This is a genomic window from Stenotrophomonas sp. STEN038 (assembly GCF_056759895.1).
In genome coordinates, this window is the sequence record NZ_JBRRDW010000042.1 from 18,578 (window position 1) to 41,911 (window position 23,334).

Here is a 23,334-nt window from a genome sequence, read left to right on the forward strand (position 1 = left end):
GCCTCCCCTCCCTCGCACCAGGAACCGACCGTGGGCTTTTCGACTATCTTCATCCGGCGCCCGATCGCCACCTCCCTGTTGATGATCGGTTTGATGCTGCTGGGCATCCTCGGTTACCAGCGTCTGCCGGTTGCGGCCCTGCCCGAGATCGAAGCGCCCAGCCTGGTGGTGACCACCCAGTATCCGGGTGCCAGCGCGCAGACCATGGCCTCGCTGGTGACCACGCCGCTGGAGCGGCAGCTGGGGCAGATTTCCGGGCTGGACATGATGACCTCCGATTCGTCGGCAGGCCTGTCCAGCATCGTGCTGCAGTTCTCGATGGAACGCGATCTGGATACCGCCGCGCAGGACGTGCAGGCGGCGATCCGCCAGGCCACCCTGCCCAGCTCGCTGCCCTACCAGCCGGTCTACAACCGGGTGAATCCGGCCGATGCGCCGATCCTGACCCTGAAGCTGGCCTCGGACACACGCCCGCTGCGTGAGGTCAACGATCTGGCCGACTCCATCCTGGCCCAGCGCCTGTCGCAGACCGACGGCGTCGGCCTGGTCTCCATCGCCGGTAACGTGCGGCCGGCTGTGCGCATCCAGGTCAACCCGGCGCAGCTGTCCAACATGGGCATGACCCTGGAAGACCTGCGCAGTGCGCTGACCCAGGCCAACGTCAACGCGCCCAAGGGCTCGCTCAATGGCAAGACGCAGAGCTATACGCTGTCCACCAACGACCAGCTCAGCGACGCAGCCGACTACAACGACATCATCATCCGCTACCAGAACGGCGCTCCGGTACGTCTGCGCGACGTCGCCAAGGTGGTCGATGGCGTCGAGAACGACCAGCTCGCCGCCTGGGCCGATGGCAAGCCGGCGGTGCTGCTGGAAGTGCGCCGCCAGCCCGGTGCCAACATCGTCAAGACGGTGGAGAACATCCGCCAGATCCTGCCCAACCTGCAGGGCATGCTGCCAGCCGATGTAAAGCTCGATGTGTTCTCCGACCGCACGGTGACCATCCGCGCCTCGGTGCATGACGTGCAGTTCACCTTGGTCCTCACCATCTGCCTGGTGGTGGCGGTGATCTTCGTGTTCCTGCGCCGCCTGTGGGCGACGGTGATCCCGTCGGTGGCGGTGCCGCTGTCCCTGCTCGGCACGTTCGGGGTGATGGCCTTCGCCGGCATGTCGCTGGACAACCTGTCGCTGATGGCGCTGACCGTGGCCACCGGCTTCGTGGTCGACGATGCGATCGTGATGATCGAAAACATCGTGCGCTACATCGAGAAGGGCAAGGACGGCCAGGAGGCAGCGGAGATCGGCTCCAAGGAAATTGGCTTCACCGTGCTGTCGTTGACGGTGTCGCTGATCGCGGTATTCCTGCCGCTGATCCTGATGCCGGGCGTCACTGGCCGCTTGTTCCATGAGTTCGCCTGGGTGTTGTCGATTGCAGTGGCGATCTCGATGGTGATCTCGCTGACGCTGACGCCGATGATGTGCGCCTACCTGCTCAAGCCCGATGCACTGCCGGAAGGCGACGACGCGCATGAGCGGACCGCAGCGGAAGGCAAGGTCACCGCCTGGTCACGCCTGGTCGGCGTGTATGAGCGCACGCTGGACTGGGTGCTGCACCATCAGCCGCTGACCCTGGGCATCGCCCTTGCATCGGTCGCGTTGACCGTAGTGCTGTACATGGTGATCCCCAAGGGTCTGCTGCCCGACCAGGACACCGGCATGATCACCGGCGTGGTCATCGCCGACCAGAACGTCGCCTTCGAGCAGATGCAGCAGCGCACGCAAGCCGTGGCCGCCGCGCTGCAGAGCGATGAAGCGGTTACCGGTGTAGCTGCCTACATCGGCGCTGGCAGCATGAATCCCACGCTCAACCAAGGCCAGCTGAGCATCGTGCTCAAGGACCGTGGTGATCGTGACGGGCTGGATGTGATCCTGCCGCGCCTGCAGGCCGCCGCCGCTCACATCCCCGGCGTCGCGCTGTACCTGAAGCCGGTACAGGACGTGACCCTGGATACGCGCGTGGCCGCCACCGCTTATCAGTTCTCGCTGTCGGACATGGACAGCGCCGAGCTGGCCAAACAGACCGAGCGTGTCACCGACGCCTTGCGACGGCTGCCGGAACTGGCCGATGTCGACGACAACCTGGCCAACCATGGCCGCGCACTGCATGTGGAAGTGGACCGTGACAAGGCCAGCCGTTACGGCGTGCCGATGCAGACCATCGACGACACGCTGTACGACGCCTACGGCCAGCGCCAGATCTCGACCATCTTCACCCAGCTCAACCAGTACCGCGTGGTGCTGGAAGTGGCGCCGGAGTTCCGCACCAGCGATGCGCTGATGAACCAGCTGGCGATCGGCAGCAATGGCAGCGGCACGCTCAGCGGCAGCAATGCCACCACCCTGGGCCAGGTGACCTCAAGCAACTCGTCCACCGCAACCGGCATCGGCAGTGCCAATACCGGCATCGCTCTGGGCGCAGGCGGCAGCATCCCGCTGTCGGCGATTGCCAGCGCCAAACCGGGCACCGCACCGCTGATCGTCAGCCACCAGCAGCAGCTGCCGTCGGCGACGATCTCGTTCAATCTTGCACCGGGTTACTCGCTGTCCGAAGGCGTGGATGCGATCAACAAGGCAGTAGCCGAGCTGGAGCTTCCGCAACAGATGCAAGCGCAGTTCGTCGGCACCGCCGCCGAGTTCTCCAGCAGCCAGACCGATGTGATCCTGTTGTTGCTGGCCGCGATCGCGGTGATCTACATCGTGCTGGGCGTGCTGTACGAAAGCTGGATCCATCCGCTGACCATCATCTCGACCCTGCCGCCAGCAGGCGTCGGTGCGCTGCTGGCTTTGTACCTGTGCGGCATGAGCCTGTCGGTGGACGGCATCGTCGGCATCGTGCTGCTGATCGGCATCGTCAAGAAGAACGCGATCATGATGATCGACTTCGCGCTGGACGCGCAGCGCTCCGGCGCCAACGCCTATGACGCGATCCGCCGTGCCTGCCTGCTGCGTTTCCGCCCGATCATGATGACCACGGCCGCTGCCATGCTCGGCGCCTTGCCGCTGGCACTTGGCACCGGCATCGGTTCGGAGCTGCGGCGTCCGCTGGGTGTGGCCATCGTCGGCGGCCTGCTGCTGTCGCAGCTGGTCACGCTGTACACCACGCCGGTGATCTACCTGTACTTCGAGCGTCTGTCCGAGTGGGCGGCCAAACGCCGCGAGCAACGCGCCGCTGCACGCCTGCAGACGGCACGGTAAGCGCGGATGAACATCTCCGCGCCTTTCATCTCGCGCCCGATCGGCATCACCCTGCTGGCGATCGGACTGTTCTTCGCTGGGCTGGTCTGCTATCTGCGGCTGGGCGTTGCTGCCCTGCCCAATCTGGCCATCCCGGTGATCTTCGTGCAGGCCTCCAACACCGGTGCCGACGCCAACACCATGGCAGCCACGGTCACCGCGCCATTGGAACGGCACCTGGGCCAGGTGCCCGGCATCGACACCATGCGCTCCAGCAGCAGCGATGGCCGCAGCATGGTGTTCCTGATGTTCAACACCAGCCGCAACATCGATTCGGCTGCACAGGACGTGCAGGCTGCGATCAATGCGGCCATGGCCGACCTGCCGGCCGGCATCAACACGCCGACGTACCAGAAGGCCAACCCCAACGACGATCCGGTGATCGCGCTGGCGCTGACCTCGGACACGCAGTCGGTTGCCGAGCTGTACAACACCGCCGACTCGTTGTTGGCGCAACGCCTGCGCCAACTGCCCGGTGTCTCGCAGGTGGATATCGCCGGCGCCTCCACGCCCGCGGTGCGCGTGGACCTCAACCTGCGCGCGATGACCGCGCTGGGCCTGAGCCCGGATGACCTGCGCAATGCGATGCGCGCGGCCAACGTTGCTTCGCCGCTGGGCTTCCTCAGCGATGGCAGCAACCAGACCGCGATCATCCTCAACGACCAGATCCGCAAGGCCTCGGATTTCGCCAACGTCGCCATCTCAACCCATGACGGCGCAGTCGTCCGGCTGAAAGACGTGGCCACGGTCTACGATGGCCAGCAGGACGCGTATCAAGCCGCGTGGTTCAACGGCAAGCGCGGCGTGCTGATGTATGTCTACCTGCGCAGCGGTGACAACCTTGTCGCCACGGTTGATCGGGTAAAGGCGGCCATTCCCTCGCTCACCGGTTATCTGGATGCCGGCAGCACGCTGACGCCTTACTTCGACCGCACGCCGACCATCCGCGCCTCGCTGGCCGAAGTACAGATCACCTTGATGATCAGCCTGCTGATGGTGATCCTGACCATGGCGCTGTTCCTGCGCCGGCTGGCGCCGACGCTGATTGCCGCAGTGACCGTCCCGCTGTCGCTGGCCGGTGCCGCACTGGTGATGTATGCGCTGGACTTCACCCTCAACAACCTCACCTTGCTGGCGCTGGTGATCGCGATTGGCTTCGTCGTCGACGATGCCATCGTGGTGATCGAGAACGTCATGCGCCACCTCGACGAGGGCATGCCACGGCGTGAAGCGGCGATGGCGGGTGCGCGCGAGATCGGCTTCACCATCGTCTCGATCACCGCCTCGCTGATCGCGGTGTTCCTGCCGATCATCTTCGCCCAGGGCATGATCGGTGCGTTCTTCCGCGAGTTCACGCTTACCCTGGTTGCGGCGATCATGGTCTCGGCAGTGGTCTCGCTGACCCTGACCCCGGCACTGTGCGCACGCTTCCTGCATCCGCATGCCGAAGGCGCACGCGACACCCGCACCAACCGCATGCTGGACCGCGTGCATGAGGGGATGCTCAAGGTTTACACGGTCGCACTGGATTTCTCGCTGCGCCACGCCCTGCTGCTGTCACTGACGCCATTGCTGCTGATCGTGGCCACGTTCTACCTGGCCGGCTCGGTCAGCAAGGGCCAGTTCCCCGAGCAGGACACCGGCCTGATCTGGGGCCGCGCCAGCTCCAGCGCCACCGTCTCGTTCCAGGAAATGGCCGAACGTCAGCGCCGACTCAGCGATACCTTCCTGGCCGACCCGGCGGTGAAGATGGTTGGCTCGCGACTGGGTTCCAGCCGTCAGGGCAGCAGCGCACAGTTCAACATCGAACTGCATACCGAGAAGGAAGGCCGCAAGGAGCCCACCAATGTGGTGGTCAGCCGGCTCAGCGCCAAAGCCGCGCAGTTCCCGGATCTGGATGTGCGCTTGCGCGCAATCCAGGACTTGCCGTCCGATGGCGGCGGTGGCGGCTCGCAGGGCGCGCAGAACCGCGTCACCCTGCAGGGCAACGACGCCGAACAGCTGGCCGAGTGGCTGCCCAAGCTGGTCACCGCATTGAAGCAACATCCGCAGCTCCGTGATGTGGGCTCGGACGTGGACAAGGGCGGGCTGATGCAGAAGATCGTCATCGACCGCGAGAAGGCGTCTCGTCTGGGCGTGACCATTGGTGCCATCGACGGCGCGTTATACGGTGCCTTCGGCCAACGCCAGATCTCCACCATCTACGCCGACCTCAACCAATATGGCGTCGTGGTCAACGCACTGCCCAGCCAGACCGGCAGCCCGGCCGCGATCGAAGACCTGTACGTGCCGTCCAAGAGCGGGCAGATGATTCCGCTGACCGCACTCGCCCATCAGGAGCCCGGTTTGGCGCCGTCGCAGGTCACCCACCAGAACCAGTACACGGTGATGGACCTGAGCTACAACCTGGCACCGGGCGTAAGCAGCGGCGAAGGCGATGCCATCGTGAAATCGGTGATCGAAGGCCTGCGCATGCCCGGCGATATCCGCCAGGCCGCACCCGGCGGCTTCCGTCAGGCAATGGACCCGGTCGCGATGCTGATGCTGATAATCGCCGCCATCGCCACGGTCTACATCGTGCTCGGCATGCTCTACGAGAACCTGGTGCATCCGGTGACGATCCTGTCGACGTTGCCGGCGGCGGGCATGGGCGCACTGCTGGCTTTGTGGGTAACCAATACAGATCTATCGATCATCTCGATGATCGCGTTGGTGTTGCTGATCGGCATCGTCAAGAAGAACGCGATCATGATGATCGACTTCGCGCTGGTCGCGCAGCGCGTGCACGGCAAATCGCCGGCCGATGCAGTACGTGAAGCCTGCATCGTGCGGTTCCGCCCGATCATGATGACCACGATGGTCGCCATCCTTGCCGCGCTGCCGCTGGCGATTGGTCTGGGTGAAGGCTCGGAACTGCGTCGCCCCTTGGGCATCGCGATGATCGGCGGCCTGCTGATCTCGCAGAGCCTGACCCTGCTCAGCACGCCGGCGCTGTATGTGATCTTCTCCTGCCTGCAGCAGCATTGGCGCAACTGGCGCGCACGCAGCAAAGAGCGCAAGCGCCTACGTAAGCTGGCCCGCGCGTGATCCTGCCCCTCCCTTGCGCGCAGCGCAGGGGAGGGCTGGGGAGGGGTGCTTTGGCTTTGGCTTTGGCTTTGGCTTTGGCTTTGGCTTTGGCTTTGGCTTTGGCTTTGGCTGTTGCTCTGGCTTCAGCCGTTGCCTTAGCCCTTCTCCCGCCTGCGGGAGAAGGGTTGGGATGAGGGGAGCTTTGGCTTTGGCTTTGGCTTTTTTGCGCACTGCGATCTAAGCGAAAAAAGCGAAAGAAATAGCGCAAAAGCTCACCCCTCCCCAACCCTCCCCTGCACTGCGTGCAAGGGAGGGAGCTGAAAGCCTCTGCGCTACGCGCAAGGAAGGGAGCAAAGCGCAAAGCTGGCCCTCCGCAGCCACTTCTGCCACCGTATAGCGGCACCACGCTCCCGTCAGACACGACTGGTACCGCAATGCCCCTATTCAAATTCACCCGCCACGGCGGGCAAGCGCGCGGCAGCCAGCCGCACTCTCCCCTGCCCTGGATCGCATTGATCGCGCTGATCCTCGGCGCAGTCGCACTCGGCTTTGCCTGGCTTGCCGGTTGGATCGGTCGCGATCGGCTGACCGCGCAGAACCTCACCAACGCTATCGAAGCCACCGGCGCCAACCACCCCGGCTTTCGTCGCGCCCACAGCAAAGGCGTATGCGTCAGCGGTTGGTTCGAACCCAGCGCACAGGCATCACAGCTGTCACACGCCCGCATGTTCGAACAACAACGCGTGCCAGTGCTCGGCCGTTTGTCGATAGGCGGCGGCAACCCACATGGCGCCGACAACAATGCCCGGGTTCGCAGCATTGCCGTGCAGCTGAGCAGCGACGACGGCCAGCAATGGCGCATGGCCATGAACAGCTTCCCGTTCCTCGCCGTGGCCACACCGGAAGCCTTCTACGAGCAGACCCGCGCGCAGATCCCCGACCCGGCCACCGGCAAGCCGGACCCGGCCAAGCTGGCCGCGATCCAGGAAAAATATCCGAGCGCCCGTGCCTTCACCCAATGGGCCAAGACCGCGCCGTGGACCGACAGCTGGGCCAGCACCGAGTTCAACAGCGTCAACAGCTTCTGGTTCACGAACGCGCAGGGGCAACGCCGTGCAGTGCGTTGGCGCTGGCAGCCACAGGTCACGCCGCGTGAACTGGATGCCGCCAGCCGCGAACAGGCCGACGTGGATTTCCTCAGCCAGGATCTGCAGCAGCGGCTCGCACTGGGCCCGGTTCGTTGGAATCTGGTGGTAACGCTTGCCAGCTCACAGGACGCGATCAATGACCCGTCGGTGCCATGGCCGGCCGAGCGCGAACAAGTCGTCGCTGGCGTACTCAGCATCGACCGGATGCAACCGCAGGAACAAGGCAGCTGCAACGACCTCAACTTCGATCCGCTGATCCTGCCCGACGGCGTCGAAGGCAGCGACGACCCTATCCTCGCCGCCCGTTCGGCGGTGTACTCGCAATCCTTCAATCGCCGCGAACGCGAGCGCGCGACCGGCGAAGCTGCGCGTGACAACGCACAGGTGCAGCCATGAGCAGCAACGGACACTTCAACCTGCTGGCGCGCGTGCTGCACTGGAGCATGGCTCTGCTTATCCTGGCGATGCTGTTCATCGGCGTGACCATGGTTTCCTCGGTGCATCTGCGTCCTGGTCTGATCAACCTGCATCGACCGCTCGGCATCCTGATCTTCGTGCTGGTCCTGTTGCGCCTGTACAACCGCCTGCGTCACCGACCACCGCCGCTACCCGCTGATCTGCCCGCATGGCAGGCATGGGCAGCCACCGCATCGCATTGGCTGTTGTATGCATTGATGCTGGCGATGCCGCTGATCGGCTGGGCCATGCTGTCAGCAGGCGGCTATCCCATCGTGCTGTGGGGCGGCGTGCAGCTGCCGGCTATCGCGCCGCATACGCCATCGCTGTATGCGCTGCTGCGCAATGCACACAGTCTGCTCGCTTACCTGCTGTTCGCCACGGTGCTGATGCATGTGGGTGCCGCCTTGTTCCACGCCTGGGTGCGCCGCGATGGCGTGTTCCAGGCGATGGCGCGCGGCCCACGCCGCTGATGCATTCAGGGCGCGGGCGGCTTGCCCTCGCCCTTGCCGGTAGCGGCCCAATAGATGCCGCCGTACAGGTGCTCCAGATAGCGTGGATCGTTATAGGCCTCGGCCTGATGACCCAACGCGGTGGCGAATATGCGGCCGCCTTCGAAACGGTGATACCAGGCCACTGGATGATCCCTGCCCATGCCCTTGGCAACCTGGCCCGGCCAGATCAGCGTGGGATCGTAGCTGCGCTCATCGACCGCCAGCAGCGTGACCAGTTCATCGCTGTACGGCGGGTCGTACTCGTACCACTCATCACTCCACAGCCAGCGCTGCGGAAGACCTGCGGTCGCCGGGAAATCACGGTTGACCACATCGACCATGGCGGTCTGCAGGTAGGGATGAGTGCGGAATGAGCGGCCGATCATGCGGTCGTACCACGCCCACTCACCGCGCCGTATCGCGAACGCCTTGTGCACGGCGACCACACCACCACCATTGCGCACGTACTGCTGGAATTTCTCGCGCTGCGCGGGCGACAGCTCGGTGGCCGGGGTGTTGAGCAGCACGATGGCGTCGTACTGCGCCAGATCCTGATCGAACGCACTGGTGTTCCACGCCCAGGTCAGCGCGAAGTAGTGTTGCCGCGCCAGCGCCTCGAACTGCGGCTTGGCCACCGGGATGTAGTCATGGTGGTACTGATTGGGGATTGCAGCGACCAGTACCTTGAACTGCTGCGCCCAGGCCGGGCTGCAGGCAAACAGCATTACCACCAACATCCAGCATCTACGTCGCATGTCCAGTTCCTGCCCGGGGTTGCGGCGAGCATAGTGTGCTGTCGATGCGCCAGCGGCGGCGTTGCTGAAATTTCATAGCTCCTGCGGATAAAGGCATACCGCCACCCGTTTGTAGGAGCGGCGTAAGCCGCGAAGCACGCAACGTGCCCGATGCAATGGGATCCGGCTCGCGCGTAACCAGTCTGCCGAGCATGGCTCGGCGCTACGTTGGTTGGCTTTGTTGGGAAAGCATCTGCCGAGCATGGCTCGGCACTACGTAGGTTGGATTTGTTGGGGAAGCCCCTGCCGAGCATGGCTCGGCACTACAGCCAGCCCTTTTGGCGTGCTACGCGGTGCGCTTCGATGCGGTTGGCAACGCCGAGCTTGCCGATGCATTCGGAAAGATAATTACGCACGGTGCCGTGCGACAGGCCGAGCTGCTCGGCGATCTCATTGGCCGAGCGGCCCTCACCTGCCAGTCGCAACACCTGCCGCTCACGGTCATTCAACGGATCGGCCTCGGACCAGGCTTCCACCGCCAACTGCGGATCGATCGCGCGACCACCGCGCTGCACCTGACGCAGGGCATCGGCGAGTTTTTCAGCTGGCGCGTCCTTGAGCAGGTAGCCCTGCACGCCCGCATCCAATGCGCGTCGCAGGAAGCCGCTGCGGGCAAACGTGGTGACTATCACCACCTTGATTGGCAGCTGATGACGTTGCACGCGTTGCGCCAATTCCAACCCGGTCAGCAATGGCATTTCAATATCGGTGACCAGGATGTCCGGCTTCAGCCGCTGCAGTTCGCGCCAGGCGATCTCACCATCGGCGGCGGTGCCTATCACTTCGATATCGGTTTCAAGATTGAGCAAGGCCGACAGTGCACCGCGCACCATCGCCTGATCCTCGGCCAGCAGGATACGGATCATGCGCCCGCTCCCTGCGCCGGCAGGTTTGCCGAATCAAGCTGCGCGGTGTTCGGCACGGATTCGTAGACCATCCGTTGTTCCTGTATCGGAATGCGAACCTTCAACCGGGTGCCTTGCCCCTTCGGCGACTCGATCTGCAGTTCACCACCCAATGCCAAGACGCGCTCGCGCATTCCAGCCAATCCGTTGCCATTGGCCGAAACGCCACCGCGACCATCGTCGACGACCTCCATCAGCACCGCCTCCGGCAATACGTTGATGCTGATCAGTGACTCATTGGCTTGCGCATGGCGGGCGATGTTGGTGGCTGCCTCGCGCAGCACCATCGACAAGCCAGCCTCGATCCACGCGGGCATCGCCGGCGGCGGTGCATAGCGCAGGTGCACCCGCGAGGATTCCAGCAGCAGATGTGCAGACGCCAGCTCGGCTGCCAGATCCGCAGCGCGGAAGCCGGTAACCGCGCTGCGTACCTGGGCCAGTGCATCGCGCGCGATCTGCTCGGCCTCGGCCAGCTCCCGCTGCGAACGCTGCGGGTCACGCTCGAACAGCTTGCGCGACAACTCCATCTTCAAGGTGATCAGTGAAAGCGTATGACCCAACAAGTCATGCAGATCACGCCCAATGCGCTCGCGCTCCGCGGTTGCCGCCAAGCGCCGCACTTCTTCGTGCGAGAGCCGTAGCGCGGCGTCCTTCTCGCTGCTCGAGCGCTCTACATTGACGATCAAACCGATGATCACCGCCAATGCCGGAATCCATGCAATCACCTGCCACGGGTAGCCAATCCACCAGGCAAGCGACAGGAACGCCAGGTTCAGCAGCGCCAGTTCGAACATGTACTGCCGCGTGCTGATGCAACGGTTGGTCCGCAGCATCACGCAACCAAACACGAAGTAGTTCATGCCGGAGGGATAGATCGGCAGCAAGGCCATCGACAACACGATCATCGCCAGCGCGAAGATCGGCGCATGCCGCCGCGCGCTTGTCAGCGTCAACATGTAGAACAGGATGAACAGCGGGAACGACCACAGTGTGATCAGCGCCCAGCGCAGGGTGTAGCCCGCACCGAACATCGGTGTGATGAACACCCATACCGTCCACAGCAGATGCACGGCGTCGACCCATGGCCATTTGCCGAGCTTGATGTTGTCGGCCACCACCGAATCCGGTGCCGGCTTCAACCATTCAGGGCGCTGCAATCCCATCGGCGTTCATCCTATGCAATGCGGTAATGATGCCATCAGCCGTGGCGGCGCAGTCGCCAACCAGCCACCGCTGTGACGGCCACGGTGAATGCGAGCAACCACAGCACATGCGGCCAGGCGCTGCCCACCTCGAAGTCGAGCGCGCCCTGCGCCAGCATGTTCAGATGATGACTGGGCCAGATCACCGCCAGGTCGCGCAGCAGCGGCGGGAGCACCTTCAGCGGGAACCACAGCCCCGACAGCACCGCCATCGGCAGGTAGACCAGGTTGATCACCGCAGCGGCACCATTGCCTTTGGCCAACGTGCCCAGCAGCAAACCCAGCGCGCAGAACGGCAATGTGCCCAGGGTTGCCACCGCGGTCAGCCGCAGCATCTGCGAGGCATTGAGCTGCACCCCGGCCACGGTGGTGGCCAACAGCTGCAGAATCACCACGATGGCCAGCGCGGTCAGCATCGCCATCACCATCTTGCCGAGCAGATAGGCCAGCGGTGGCATCGGCATCGCGCGCTTGAGGGTGAGCAGGCCGTTGTCACGCTCCAACGCCAGCGCGATGCCAAAGCCGAACAGGCCCGGCGCCATCACCCCGAAGGTGACATAGCTGCCCAGCAGGAAGCGGGCGGCCTGGGCAGGCTGCGTGTGGCCGAGCAGCACCGCGAACAGCAGATAGAACACCGCCGGGAAAAGTAATGTCGGCAACACGAAACCGGGGTAGCGCAGATAGCGCAGGCATTCGGCACGGCTCTCCTGCAGATAGGCACCCAGCACTTGGCGGGACGACATCACAGGCAGCATGGATTCGTATTGGCTGTTCATCAGGCTGCCTCACGTTGTGTTTGCGCAGCATCGGCCGCAGTCAGATCGGTGAAGGCTTCGCCCAGGCCAGCCGGCTGCACCTCCAGTCCGGATAGCGCAGGGTCTGCCTGCAATAGTTGCCGCACCACGCTTTCGACGCGGTCGCTGCGCAGCTGCAGGTAGTCGCCGTCCCGGCTGATCTGCACCACCCCCGGCCAGGACGCCAGCACCGCCACATCCAAGGTGCTGACGCAGCGGATGCTGCGATGGACGACCCGCGCACGCAGTGCATCGACGCTGCCGTCGCTGACGATGCGACCACGCAACAACACGCAGACACGATCGGCCAGACGCTCGGCTTCCTCCAGGTAGTGCGTGGTCAGCACCACCGCCGCGCCCTCGCCGACCAGGGCGCGCACCGTCGCCCACAGCTGCTGCCGGGCCGGCAGGTCCAGGCCAACCGTCGGCTCGTCCAGGAACAGCAGCCGTGGCCGCCCGCAGATGGCGAGGGCGAACTGCACCCGCCGCTGCTGCCCGCCGGACAGCTTGCCGTAGCGGCGCTGCAGCAGATCCTCGATACCAGCCAGTGCAGCAGTCTCCGACAGGACACGCGGGGCCGGGTAATAGCTGGCCGAGAGCCGTATCAGTTCGGACACGCTCAACGTCTCCGGCAGCGCCGCGCTCTGCAGCATCACACCGATGCCGCGACGTGCGCACAGCCGCTGTGGATCCTGCCCGAACAGCTGCACCTGGCCAGCATCAGCACGCAGCAGGCCAAGCAGCAGGCCGATGGCCGTGGTCTTGCCCGCGCCATTGGGGCCGAGCAAGGCCAGCACCTGCCCCGCCTTCAGCTCCAGATCGACGCCGTCCAGTGCGCGCACCGCGCCGTAATGCTTGTGCACGCCCTGCAGGCTTGCCAGTACCTCGCCGTATCGTTCCATTGCCATCGCTTCCTTCCGGGGATGGCGCCACGTTAGGCCGCTGACGCCGATTCCCGCAGTGCAGGCGATCAGGCAAAGCGCATGACAGCCGTCACCTGCGCGCCGGGCAGGCGCTGCCTATGATTCGTCCAAGCCGAACCATCGCTGCCGACCGCGACGGATTGCGGTAAGTTGCGGTCACATTCTCCCTCCCACGCCGTCCTGCTACCCATGAATGCATCTGCTGAACTGCTGAAGGAACTCCGCATCGACCGCTCCGCCCCGCCGCCGCGCGGCCCTACGCCGTCGCGGCGCTGGCTGTGGTTGGTGATCGGGCTGGTAGTGGCCCTGCTGGTAGCGCTTGGTATTGGCGCCATGGTGGGCGGTAAACCGCCGATGACGGTGCAGACCGCGCCGGTAGTGGCGATGAACCAGGCCGGTGCCGGTAACAGTTCGGTGCTGGACGCCAGTGGCTACGTGGTGGCCCGGCGCATGGCAACCGTGTCGGCCAAGATCACCGGCAAAGTCCGCGAGGTGATGATCGAGGAAGGCATGCGGGTCGAAGAAGGCCAGATCATGGCGACACTGGACCCGATCGACGCCAATGCACAGCGCAGCCTCAACGCCGCCCAGCTCGACGCCGCCCGCAGCCAGACCGAAGGCCTGCAGGCGCAGCTGCGCCAGGCCGAGGCTGAGGCCAGCCGTCTGCAATCGCTGGTAGGCCAGCAACTTGTCTCCCGCTCGCAGTACGACCAGGCTGTGGCCGCACGTGACAGCCTGCGCGCGCAGCTGCAGACCGCCCGTCACAACGCCAAGGTGGCGCTGGACGCACTGGCCATCGCCGACCTGGGCGTGGACAACAACGTGGTGCGCGCGCCGTTCTCCGGCGTGGTGACGGCCAAGGCCGCACAGCCGGGCGAGATCGTGTCGCCGCTGTCGGCCGGCGGTGGCTTCACCCGTACCGGTATCGGCACCATCGTCGACATGGATTCACTGGAAGTGGAAGTGGAAGTAGGCGAAGCCTTCATCGGCCGCGTACAGCCGCAGATGCCGGTAGAAACCGTGCTCAACGCCTATCCGGACTGGAAGATTCCGGGCCATGTGATCGCCATCATTCCCACTGCTGATCGCGGCAAGGCCACGGTAAAGGTGCGCGTTGCACTGGAGACCAAGGATCCGCGCATCGTGCCGGAGATGGGCGTACGCGTGAGCTTCCTTGAAAAGGCCGCTGCTGCTGGCACTGAAGGACCCAAGGGTGTGCGCGTACCGGCTGCTGCGATTTTCGAACGTGAGGGCAAGCCGGTCGCCTTTGTGGTGCAGGCCGATGACAAGGTGAAACAGCAGGCACTGGAAGTAGGCCAGGTATTGGCCAAGGACAAGCAGGTGCTATCGGGATTGAGTGCCGGACAGACGGTAGTGCTCAGCCCAGCTGCTGAATTGAAGGATGGCGACAAGGTGGCATTGGAAGGCGCAGAGAAGTAAGCGCGGGCTTGTGATCTTTGCTGCGCTGGCACGAACCACCTGATGCACTGAAGTAGCGCTGTTGCTGTTGCTGTTGCTGTTGCTGCTGCTGCTTTTGCTTTTGCTTTTGCTTTTGCTGTTGCTCTAGCCATTGCTTCAGCTGTTGCTTTAGCCCTTCTCCCGCCTGCGGGAGAAGGGTTGGGATGAGGGCAGCTTTAGCTCTTGCCTTATCGGGGCCCCTTCCGCAGCGACGGAGCTGACGGATAAGACCCCAACGGGGCGACGTGCATGGATGCACGTCGTTTTTCCACGAGACAGGGATGTCTCGTCGAAAAATCCCGGCAGCGGAGTGGACCCGCGATGCGGAGCATCGTGGGCGCGGAGGCAGGGTGTGTTTCTTTTGGTTACTTGTTCTATGCACAAGCAAAGAAGAGCTCTTTAACAGCCGAATGGCTGGTCAAAGTGACTCGCTCCCCGCAGGGGAGTGAAAACCGTTGCTGTTCTTGGCGACCACGGCATCACATGAAGCAAAGGCACTGCAGAAGCCAACGGCAGGAGCAAAAGCTGCCCTCACCCCTACCCCTCTCCCGCTGGCGGGAGAGGGGAAAGCAAAAGCCACAACAAAAACCACAACACAGCAACGGCCAAAGCCACAGCCACAGCCAGAGCCAGAGCCACAGCCAGAGCCAGAGCCAGAGCCAGAGCCAAAACTACGGCCAAAGCCCCCACCCAACCCGTCCCCTTGCCTTCAGCAAAGAGAGGGGGCCAGAAGCAAAGCCAACCATTCCAACATCACGAATCACACACTACACACCACCGCGTCACTGCTGAGGATCATCCATGAGCACCCTCGTCTCCCTGCGCAACATCACCAAGACCTACCAGCGTGGCCCGGAAAAAGTGCAGGTACTGCACGGCATCAACCTCGACATCGACCGCGGCGACTTTGTCGCGCTGATGGGCCCCTCGGGTTCGGGCAAGACCACCCTGCTCAACCTGATCGGCGGGCTGGATACCCCCAGCGGCGGTGAGATCAACATCGAAGACCAGCGCATCGACCAGCTCAGCGCCGGCCAGCTCTCCACCTGGCGCAGTCACCACGTCGGCTTCGTGTTCCAGTTCTACAACCTGATGCCCATGCTCAGCGCGCAGAAGAACGTCGAGCTGCCGCTGCTGCTGACCAACCTCAACGCCGGTGAGCGCAAGCGCCGCGCGCAGATCGCATTGACCCTGGTCGGCCTGGCGGATCGCCGCGATCATCGGCCCAATGAGCTGTCCGGCGGCCAGCAGCAACGCGTTGCGATTGCCCGCGCCATCGTCTCCGACCCCACTTTCCTGATCTGCGACGAGCCCACCGGTGACCTCGACCGCCAAAGCGCCGAGGAAGTGCTGGGACTGCTGCAGCTGCTCAACCGCGAACACGGCAAGACCATCATCATGGTCACCCATGATCCCAAGGCCGCCGAGTACGCCACCCATACCGTGCATCTGGACAAGGGCGAGCTGGTCGACGCCCCGGTGCACTGAGGAGCACGGCCATGAAGTACTTCTCATTGATCTGGGCGCAGCTGTTCCGCAGCCGCACGCGTACGTTGTTCACCCTGCTCTCCATCGTTACAGCCTTCCTGTTGTTCGGCATGCTGGACTCGGTACGCGTGGCCTTTGCCAGCGGTGGCAGCACCGTGGCCGGAGCCAACCGACTGGTGGTGGCCTCGCGTCTGTCCATCACCCAGTCACTGCCTATCCGACTGGAATCGCAGATCCGCCAGATCGAGGGCGTTGACGACGTCACCTATGCCATGTGGTTCGGTGGCATCTACCAGGACCAGAAGAATTTCTTCCCGAACTTCTCGGTCGCACCGAACTACTTCGACCTGATGACCGAGTTCGACATCTCCAAGGAGCAGGTGGACGCGTTCCGCAACACGCGTACCGGTGCCATCGTCGGTGAATCGCTGGCCAAGCAGTTCGGTTGGAAGATAGGCGACACCATTCCGCTGCAGGCCACCATCTTCCCGCGTGGCGGCAGCAACGATTGGCCGTTGCAGCTGGTCGGCACCTTCAAATCCAAGAACACCGCCACCGCTGCCAACGAAGAGCGCCAGTTGATGATGAACTGGAAGTACTTCGATGAATCCAATGACTACATCAAGAACCAGGTCAGTTGGTACACCGTGCGCCTCGACAACCCCGATCACGCCTCACGCGTGGCACAGGCCATCGATGCGATCTCGGCCAATTCCGACCACGAAACCAAGAGCCAGACCGAGTCTGCCTTCCAGCAGGCCTTCATCAAGCAGTTCGCCGACATCGGCATGATCGTCACCTCGATCATGGGTGCGGTGTTCTTTACCTTGCTGCTGCTCACCGGCAACACCATGGCCCAGGCCGTGCGTGAACGCGTACCCGAACTTGCCACGCTGAAAACACTGGGCTTCAAGGACGGCACCATGCTGATGCTGGTGATGGTGGAATCCATCGTGCTGGTCGGCCTGGGAGGTGCGATCGGCTTGGGACTCGCCGCGCTGGCGCTGCCGGTGATGGCGCCACAGACCATGGGCCTGCTGCCGCCGCACGTGCCGGCACAGACCTGGATCGTGGGCCTGGTGCTGATCGTGGTGATCGGTTTAGTGGTGGGCGTGTTGCCGGCACTGCGGGCCAAGCGCCTGAAGATCGTCGACGCACTGGCCGGGCGCTGAGGACAACGACATGAAGAATTTTCTTTCGAATGCGCTGGTGATCGTGCTGTTGGTGGTTGGCCTTGGCGTGTGGATCGCGCTGCCATGGATAGGGGTGGCGGTGCTCGCGGTGGCGATCGCACTGTGGCTGATGCTCACACGCACCGGGCGGCTGGCACTGGCTGCAACCCGGATTGGTCTTGCCAGTCTGCCGCAACGCTGGGGGTCCTCCTCGGTGATCGTGATTGGTATTGCCGGAGTGGTCGGCGTGCTGGTAGCGATGCTGGCGATGGGCCAGGGCTTCCAGGCCACGCTGGAAAGCACCGGTGATGACAGCACCGCAATCGTCCTGCGCGGCGGCTCGCAGGCCGAGACCAACTCGGTGATCACCCGCGATCAGGTGCCCTTGCTGGAAACCCTGCCAGGTGTGAAGCGCGGCGAAGATGGCCGGCCGTTGGTATCTGCTGAGGTCTCGCAGGTGGTCAACCTCACCTCACGCAGCGACGGCACCGATGTCAACGCACAGTTCCGTGGTGTCGGTGAGCAGGCCTGGGCAGTGCACGACAAGGTAAAGCTGGTCGAAGGCCGCAAGTTCGGTGCCGGCCTGCGTGAAATCGTCGCCGGCCGTGGTGCGCAGAAGCAGTTCCAGGGCCTGGAGGTTGGCAAGGAGTTGATGCTTGGCAATCAAGCGTGGACGGTGGTCGGTATCTTCGAGTCCGGCGATGCGCATGATTCGGAGTTGTGGACCGATGCGCAGACGCTGGCCACCACCTACAACCGCAGTGCCTGGCAATCGATCAGCGTGCGCACCGAGGGCAAGCAGGGCTTTGAGAGCTTCAAGGCAGCCGTCGCCAGCGATCCGCGGCTCAAGCTCGATGTCGAAAGCACGGCCGAGTATTACCGCAAGCAGGGCGGCGGCTTGAACAAGCTGCTCAAGGTGCTGGGCACGGTGATCGGCGCGATCATGGCGGTGGGCGCGGTGTTCGGCGCACTCAACACCATGTATGCCGCCGTCGCCACACGTGCGCGCGAGATCGCAACGCTGCGTGCAATTGGTTTCCGTGGGGTGCCGGTGGTGACCGCGGTGATGCTGGAAACCATGCTGCTGGCCTTGCTGGGCGGCTTGCTGGGCGGGGCGATCGCCTGGTTGGCATTCAACAACTTCACTGTTTCCACGTTGGGCAACAACTTCAGTCAGGTGGTGTTCCAGTTCAAGGTCTCGCCACCACTGTTGTGGAGCGGATTGAAGTGGGCATTGGGAATTGGCCTGATTGGCGGCCTGTTTCCCGCATTGCGTGCAGCGCGCCTGCCGATCACAACAGCACTGCGCGAAACCTGACTGAATACGGCGTAGCCCGCACAAAAAACAACCCACCTGCCCTCGTGCAGGTGGGTTGGCGGAAAGTCTACCTTCACGCATCTATCCGTTTAGGTCATCATGCGCCCCCGCCCAAGTCCCGGCGGCCAGCGGAGCTGTGATGGCAGATGCTGTGTCCCTCCCCCAACGGTGATGCATCTGTGACGGCGCCCCAAAAAGGGCGCTTTTTTTGTAGTTGGTATAAAGGAAAACCGAAAGAGATGTATTTGAAGTCGACCAAACTGTGCTCCGCGATCACCCTCGCGTTGCTCGGCAGCTCCAGCCTCACCGCGTTCGCACAGGATGCGGGCGAGACCACCACCACCCTGGACCGCATCGAGATCACCGGTTCACGCATCCGCCAAGCCAGCGTTGAGACCGCCCAGCCGGTCATCGCCTTGAGCCGTGCGGAAATCGAGAAGAAGGGCTACGTCAACGTCGCCGACATCCTGCAGGACGTCACCGCCGCCGGCGCACCGTCGCTGAGCCGCGCCTCGGCGCTGTCGTCGGGCCGTGACTACGGCGGCATGTATGTCAGCCTGCGCAACCTTGGCCCGGAACGCACCCTGGTGCTGATCGACGGCCGCCGCATGGGCGTCAGCGCCGGCGGCTTCTCCGACGTCGGTTCGATTCCCTCGGCCATCGTCGAGCGCGTTGAAGTGCTGACCGACGGTGCTTCGGCACTGTACGGCTCGGACGCCATCGCCGGCGTCGTCAACGTCATCACCCGCAAGAACTTCGACGGCGGCAACGCCAGCGCCTATGTCGGCCAGTACGGCGAAGGCGACGGCCAGAAGCGCTCCTACAGCGCCAATTTCGGCAAGACCTTCGACCGCGGCTGGTTCAGCATTGGCGCCGAAAAGACCAAGGAAGATCCGGTCCTGGGTGGCGCCCGCGAATTCACCGCCTATCCCAACGGCCCCTACCATCCGACCGATGGCCTGAACGGCAATACCCAGTGGGGTTCGGTCACCGTCGACGGCAAGCCGCTCACCGTCGGCCCGGGCGGCGATCCGTCCGATGTCGCCAACTTCCACAAGCCGGACCCGGCGACCTACGCCAACACCAAGACCAACATGACGCTGCTCTCCTCGCTGGAGCGCAAGTCGGCCTTTGCCAATGGTGGTTTCCAGATCACCGACGATCTGCGCGTTGTCGCCGACGTTCTGTACAGCGAGCGCGAGTCGGCCAAGCAACTCGCCGGTTACCCGTACTCGGTGTCGGCTGCACAGGCAGCCAGCGGCGCACGTGCCGCACTCTCGGCCGAGAGCGCATTCAACCATTGGGGCAAGGACGTGCTGTTCTCGCGTCGCACCGAGGAATACCCGCGTGTGACCAACAACGCGCTGACCACCAAGCGCGCCAGCCTTGGCCTGGAAGGCAGCTTCGAGACCGGCTCCCGCTTCTGGGACTGGAACGTGAGCTACATGTACAACCGCAATGAAGGCGAGCGCCAGAGCCTGCAGAGCATGTACCAGCCGAACGTCAACCTGGCCGTCGGCCCGTCCTTCATCGATGCCAGCGGCGTTGCCCGCTGCGGCAGCCTCGGCAACGTGATCGAAGGTTGCGTGCCGTGGAATCCGCTGGCACCGGCAGGCAGCAACACCCCCGGCTCGCTCAGCGACAAGGCGGTGCGCGACTACATCTTCACCCGCTTCACCGATGAAATGCGAAGCACCACCAAGGTGGTCAGCGCCAACATCTCCGGCTCGCTGGCAAGCCTGCCGGCCGGTGACATCATGGCGGCGATGGGCGTGGAGCACCGCAGCGAAGAGGCCAGCTACACCCCGGACCTGATGGTGCAGAACGGCCAGATCGCCGGCACCAGTGGCGCACCGACGCGTGGCGATTACAAGCTGGACGAGGTCTACCTGGAAGTGCAGGTACCGTTGCTGGCCGACCTGCCGTTCGCACGTGAACTGTCGCTGGACCTGGCCGGCCGTTACTCGGACTACAACAACTTCGGTGGCACCACCAACGGCAAGTTCGGCCTGAAGTGGAAGCCGATCGACACCTTGTTGGTCCGCGCCACCTACGGCACCGGCTTCCGTGCGCCGACCGTGGACGACCTGTACGGCGGCACCGTCACCACCCGTGACCGCGTCACCGATCCCTGCGATCGCTCGTTCGGTGCAGCCGCACGCAATGCTGAAGTAGCTGCACGCTGCAGCGCCGCCGGCCTTGGCGCCGACTTCCGCCAGAAGACCGGCGACGGCGAACTGGCTACCATCTCCGGCGTACAGGCCGTCACCGACTTCACCTCCGGCTCCAACGCCGCGCTGAAGCCGGAAACCGCCAAGACCTGGACCGTCGGCCTGGTCTACAGCCCGGACTTCGTCAGCGGCCTGGACCTGAGCCTGGACTGGTGGAAGATCCGCATCGATGACGTGATCGTCGGCGAGTCGGCCACTGACATCCTCAACCAGTGCTACGTGCAGAACATCAGCTCGGCCTGCGACCGCTTCACCCGCTACAGCTCCGGCGCCAACAAGGGCCAGGTGAGTGGCATGAACCGTTCGTTGAACAACGCCGGTTTCCAGGAAACCGCCGGCTACGACCTCGGTGTCCGCTACCGTCTGCCGGAAATGGCGTACGGCCAGCTGTCGCTGCGTTGGAACACCACGTATGTGGACTACCTGTCGCGCAAGAGCGATAACGTCGAGACCACCCCGGTCGAACAGTTCACTGGCTGGGAAGGCAACTTCCGCGTGCGCTCCAACCTGACGCTGGATTGGCAGAACGGCAACTTCGGCGCGAGCTGGACTACCCGTTACTACTCCAGCATGAAGGAGAAGTGCTCCTACGACCTGGACGGTGGCCCGGAGTGCAACATGCCGGACTTCCAGTCGGCTTACACCGACATGCAGCCGAGCCGCAAGCTGGGTTCCAACACCTTCCACGACCTGCAGGTGCGTTATGCCATGCCGTGGAACGGCACCGTGTCGCTGGGCGTCAACAACGTGTTCAAGCACGAAGGCCCGATCATGTACAGCCAGCCGAATAGCAGCTTCACCTACTACGGTGGCTTCGACATCGGTCGTTTCATGTACATGAAGTACCAGCAGCGCTTCTGATCCAAGTAACAACAGCGTCGGATGGCGATGACATAGTCAGCCATCCGCCACGCTGCGCTTGAAGCCCCTCTCCCGCCTGCGGGGGGAGAGGGGCCGCTTGCGAACCACAGGTTCGCGGTCACTCGAGCGCCCTTGCGCCAGCGCAAGGGCCGGGGCGCTTAGCGGGGGTTGGGGTGAGGGCAGCTCTACCCGCTTCACCAGATAATCCAGCATTACTGCTCGGAAGACAGAACAGGCTGCAATTGCACAATCGTTGATCACGGGTACACGGTCTGCTTCGCGGCTCACGCCGCTCCCACAAACCGCCGCAGTTTTCCACGTTCACCAGCTTCGATCAGGGCAAGATCCCAGGTCCGGCCGACACCGGCACACCAAGCAACCCAAACACCACACAACGGTCATCTACCTGTCATCGCCACGCGGTAGATGCAGCGCATCCTTGTGGCTACCGTGGCAGGCTCCCCAAACCGGATCCCGCCATGCTTCGTTCGCTGGCGCTGGCTGGCGTCTGCGTGATGCTGGCCGGCTTTGCCCTCTCCTCTCCTGTCCCCCCGCTGTCGCTCAGCGAGCGCCTGGCCGCACCTGGCGGCACATCACCGCTGGTCCCCACCGAACGTATCGACGCCCTGCTCACCCGCCTGCCGCATCAGCAGGGCAGCGTTGTCGGCAGCGATGGCGTTGCCCTGCATTGGGTGTCGTTTGAACCGGGCGATTACCGGTTGGACTACCGTTATCTAGGCAAAGGCGAACGGTTCCCGGAATTTTCGCTGGAAGCATCGGCGCCAAGCATCGGGAACCACATCCAGCCACGCGGCACGGTGATCCTGCTGCATGGCTGGATGATGGATGGCGGCTCGTTGATGCCCTGGTCACTGGAGCTGGCGCAACAGGGCTACCGCACTATCGCGCTGGATCTACGCAATCACGGTCGTTCGGGTCATGCACTGTCCGGCTATGGCACGCGCGAAGGCGAGGATGTGGTCGCGGCACTGAAAGCGCTGAAGAGCGAAGGCAAGATCAGCGGCCCGGTGCACCTGCTCGGTGTTTCCTACGGTGCCGCAACCGCGATCTTCGCCGCGCGTGAACTGGGCCCGCAGCTGCGCAGCGTCGTGGCGATGGAATCCTTCGACAACGCCGGCGAAGCAATCCGCACGATGGTGCCACATATGCTGGCCAAGCCACCGGAACGCTGGAGCGACTATGTCGCCTTGCCGCTGGCGCGCTGGCAATACGGTGGCCGCGGCTTGGATGAAGCCATCGCCACCACTGATCGCAAACTGGGCCTCAATCTGGACCGCGTGGACGTCGGTCAGGCCTTGGCACAGGTTCCCGCCTGCGTGCTGTTGATACACGGCCGCGACGACGAGCACATTCCAGTGGCACAGGGCCGCGCATTGGCCGCGGCCGCGCCGCACGCGCACTATCTTGAAGTCGCCGCCGAAGACCACCTGACATTACCGATGCGTCTGGATCGTCTATCGGGCGCGGTGAACAGCTGGTTCGAGCAGGCTGACGACAATGGCCGCTGTGCATCAACGGTGACAGCGAGTCGTTGAGTCACCGACGGTTTTCGTGACGGTTCACCAAGGCCCCGCGACCCCGTAGTGCCGAACCATGTTCGGCAGGGGCATTCCTGGTAGCGCCGGCAATACCAATGCTTTGGCTGTGGCTGTGGCTGTGGCTGTGGCTGTGGCTGTGGCTGTGGCTCTGGCTCGGGCGCTGGCTGTGGC

At 63.8% G+C, this 23,334-nt stretch carries 15 protein-coding genes; 10 read left to right on the plus strand and 5 right to left on the minus strand.

The features are described 5' to 3' along the window. Nucleotides 1-30 precede the first annotated feature (30 nt). The 4 genes from ACVOLS_RS15960 (at nt 31) to ACVOLS_RS15975 (ending at nt 8,437) form a co-directional block, all read left to right on the plus strand. Nucleotides 31-3,255, plus strand: a complete 3,225-nt coding sequence (locus ACVOLS_RS15960) for an efflux RND transporter permease subunit (RefSeq protein WP_481546430.1) — start codon at nt 31-33, stop codon at nt 3,253-3,255. A 6-nt stretch (nt 3,256-3,261) separates the two neighbouring features. Next, nucleotides 3,262-6,381 (plus strand): efflux RND transporter permease subunit, encoded by a 3,120-nt coding sequence (locus ACVOLS_RS15965; protein ID WP_481546431.1) that lies wholly within the window; start codon nt 3,262-3,264, stop codon nt 6,379-6,381. Nucleotides 6,382-6,794: 413 nt separating this feature from the next. Beyond that, nucleotides 6,795-7,904: a catalase family peroxidase gene (locus ACVOLS_RS15970; protein WP_481546432.1), complete on the plus strand. Its 1,110-nt coding sequence runs from the start codon at nt 6,795-6,797 to the stop codon at nt 7,902-7,904. After that, the gene (locus ACVOLS_RS15975) at nt 7,901-8,437 is read left to right on the plus strand and encodes a cytochrome b (RefSeq protein WP_481546433.1); all 537 of its coding nucleotides are present in this window, start codon (nt 7,901-7,903) and stop codon (nt 8,435-8,437) included. Before ACVOLS_RS15970 ends, ACVOLS_RS15975 begins: the two co-directional genes overlap by 4 nt. Nucleotides 8,438-8,442: 5 nt before the next feature. Here ACVOLS_RS15975 and ACVOLS_RS15980 read toward each other — a convergent pair whose 3' ends face one another. The 5 genes from ACVOLS_RS15980 to ACVOLS_RS16000 all read right to left on the minus strand — a co-directional run bounded on the left by ACVOLS_RS15980 (nt 8,443) and on the right by ACVOLS_RS16000 (nt 13,055). Further along, complete coding sequence (locus ACVOLS_RS15980) at nt 8,443-9,195, minus strand: ThuA domain-containing protein (RefSeq protein WP_481546442.1); 753 nt, start codon at nt 9,193-9,195, stop codon at nt 8,443-8,445. Nucleotides 9,196-9,515: 320 nt separating this feature from the next. Beyond that, on the minus strand, nt 9,516-10,118 hold the full coding sequence (locus ACVOLS_RS15985; RefSeq protein ID WP_481537225.1) for a response regulator transcription factor: 603 nt from the start codon (nt 10,116-10,118) through the stop codon (nt 9,516-9,518). Next, nucleotides 10,115-11,320, minus strand: coding sequence for a sensor histidine kinase (locus ACVOLS_RS15990; protein ID WP_481546434.1), 1,206 nt, complete (start codon nt 11,318-11,320; stop codon nt 10,115-10,117). The genes ACVOLS_RS15985 and ACVOLS_RS15990 overlap by 4 nt, the downstream gene beginning before the upstream one ends. A 35-nt stretch (nt 11,321-11,355) precedes the next feature. Continuing rightward, nucleotides 11,356-12,102 carry an ABC transporter permease gene (locus tag ACVOLS_RS15995; protein ID WP_481546435.1) on the minus strand — a complete coding sequence of 249 codons (747 nt, stop codon included), beginning with the start codon at nt 12,100-12,102 and terminating at the stop codon, nt 11,356-11,358. Nucleotides 12,103-12,134: 32 nt separating this feature from the next. After that, nucleotides 12,135-13,055 (minus strand): ABC transporter ATP-binding protein, encoded by a 921-nt coding sequence (locus tag ACVOLS_RS16000; RefSeq protein ID WP_481546443.1) that lies wholly within the window; start codon nt 13,053-13,055, stop codon nt 12,135-12,137. Between the two features lie 210 nt (nt 13,056-13,265). Here ACVOLS_RS16000 and ACVOLS_RS16005 point away from each other — a divergent pair, with 210 nt between their 5' ends. From ACVOLS_RS16005 to ACVOLS_RS16030, 6 genes are all read left to right on the plus strand, one after another. Further along, a complete protein-coding gene (locus ACVOLS_RS16005; protein ID WP_481546436.1) occupies nt 13,266-14,516 on the plus strand; it encodes an efflux RND transporter periplasmic adaptor subunit in 1,251 nt (416 codons plus the stop codon). Between the two features lie 819 nt (nt 14,517-15,335). After that, nucleotides 15,336-16,022 carry an ABC transporter ATP-binding protein gene (locus ACVOLS_RS16010; protein WP_481546437.1) on the plus strand — a complete coding sequence of 229 codons (687 nt, stop codon included), beginning with the start codon at nt 15,336-15,338 and terminating at the stop codon, nt 16,020-16,022. Nucleotides 16,023-16,033: 11 nt separating this feature from the next. Then, the gene (locus ACVOLS_RS16015; protein ID WP_481546438.1) at nt 16,034-17,194 is read left to right on the plus strand and encodes an ABC transporter permease; all 1,161 of its coding nucleotides are present in this window, start codon (nt 16,034-16,036) and stop codon (nt 17,192-17,194) included. A gap of 10 nt (nt 17,195-17,204) precedes the next feature. Beyond that, on the plus strand, nt 17,205-18,512 hold the full coding sequence (locus tag ACVOLS_RS16020; RefSeq protein WP_481546439.1) for an ABC transporter permease: 1,308 nt from the start codon (nt 17,205-17,207) through the stop codon (nt 18,510-18,512). 239 nt (nt 18,513-18,751) lie between these two features. Beyond that, complete coding sequence (locus tag ACVOLS_RS16025; RefSeq protein WP_481546440.1) at nt 18,752-21,604, plus strand: TonB-dependent receptor plug domain-containing protein; 2,853 nt, start codon at nt 18,752-18,754, stop codon at nt 21,602-21,604. A gap of 479 nt (nt 21,605-22,083) precedes the next feature. Further along, nucleotides 22,084-23,160, plus strand: coding sequence for an alpha/beta fold hydrolase (locus ACVOLS_RS16030; protein WP_481546441.1), 1,077 nt, complete (start codon nt 22,084-22,086; stop codon nt 23,158-23,160). Nucleotides 23,161-23,334 lie beyond the last annotated feature (174 nt).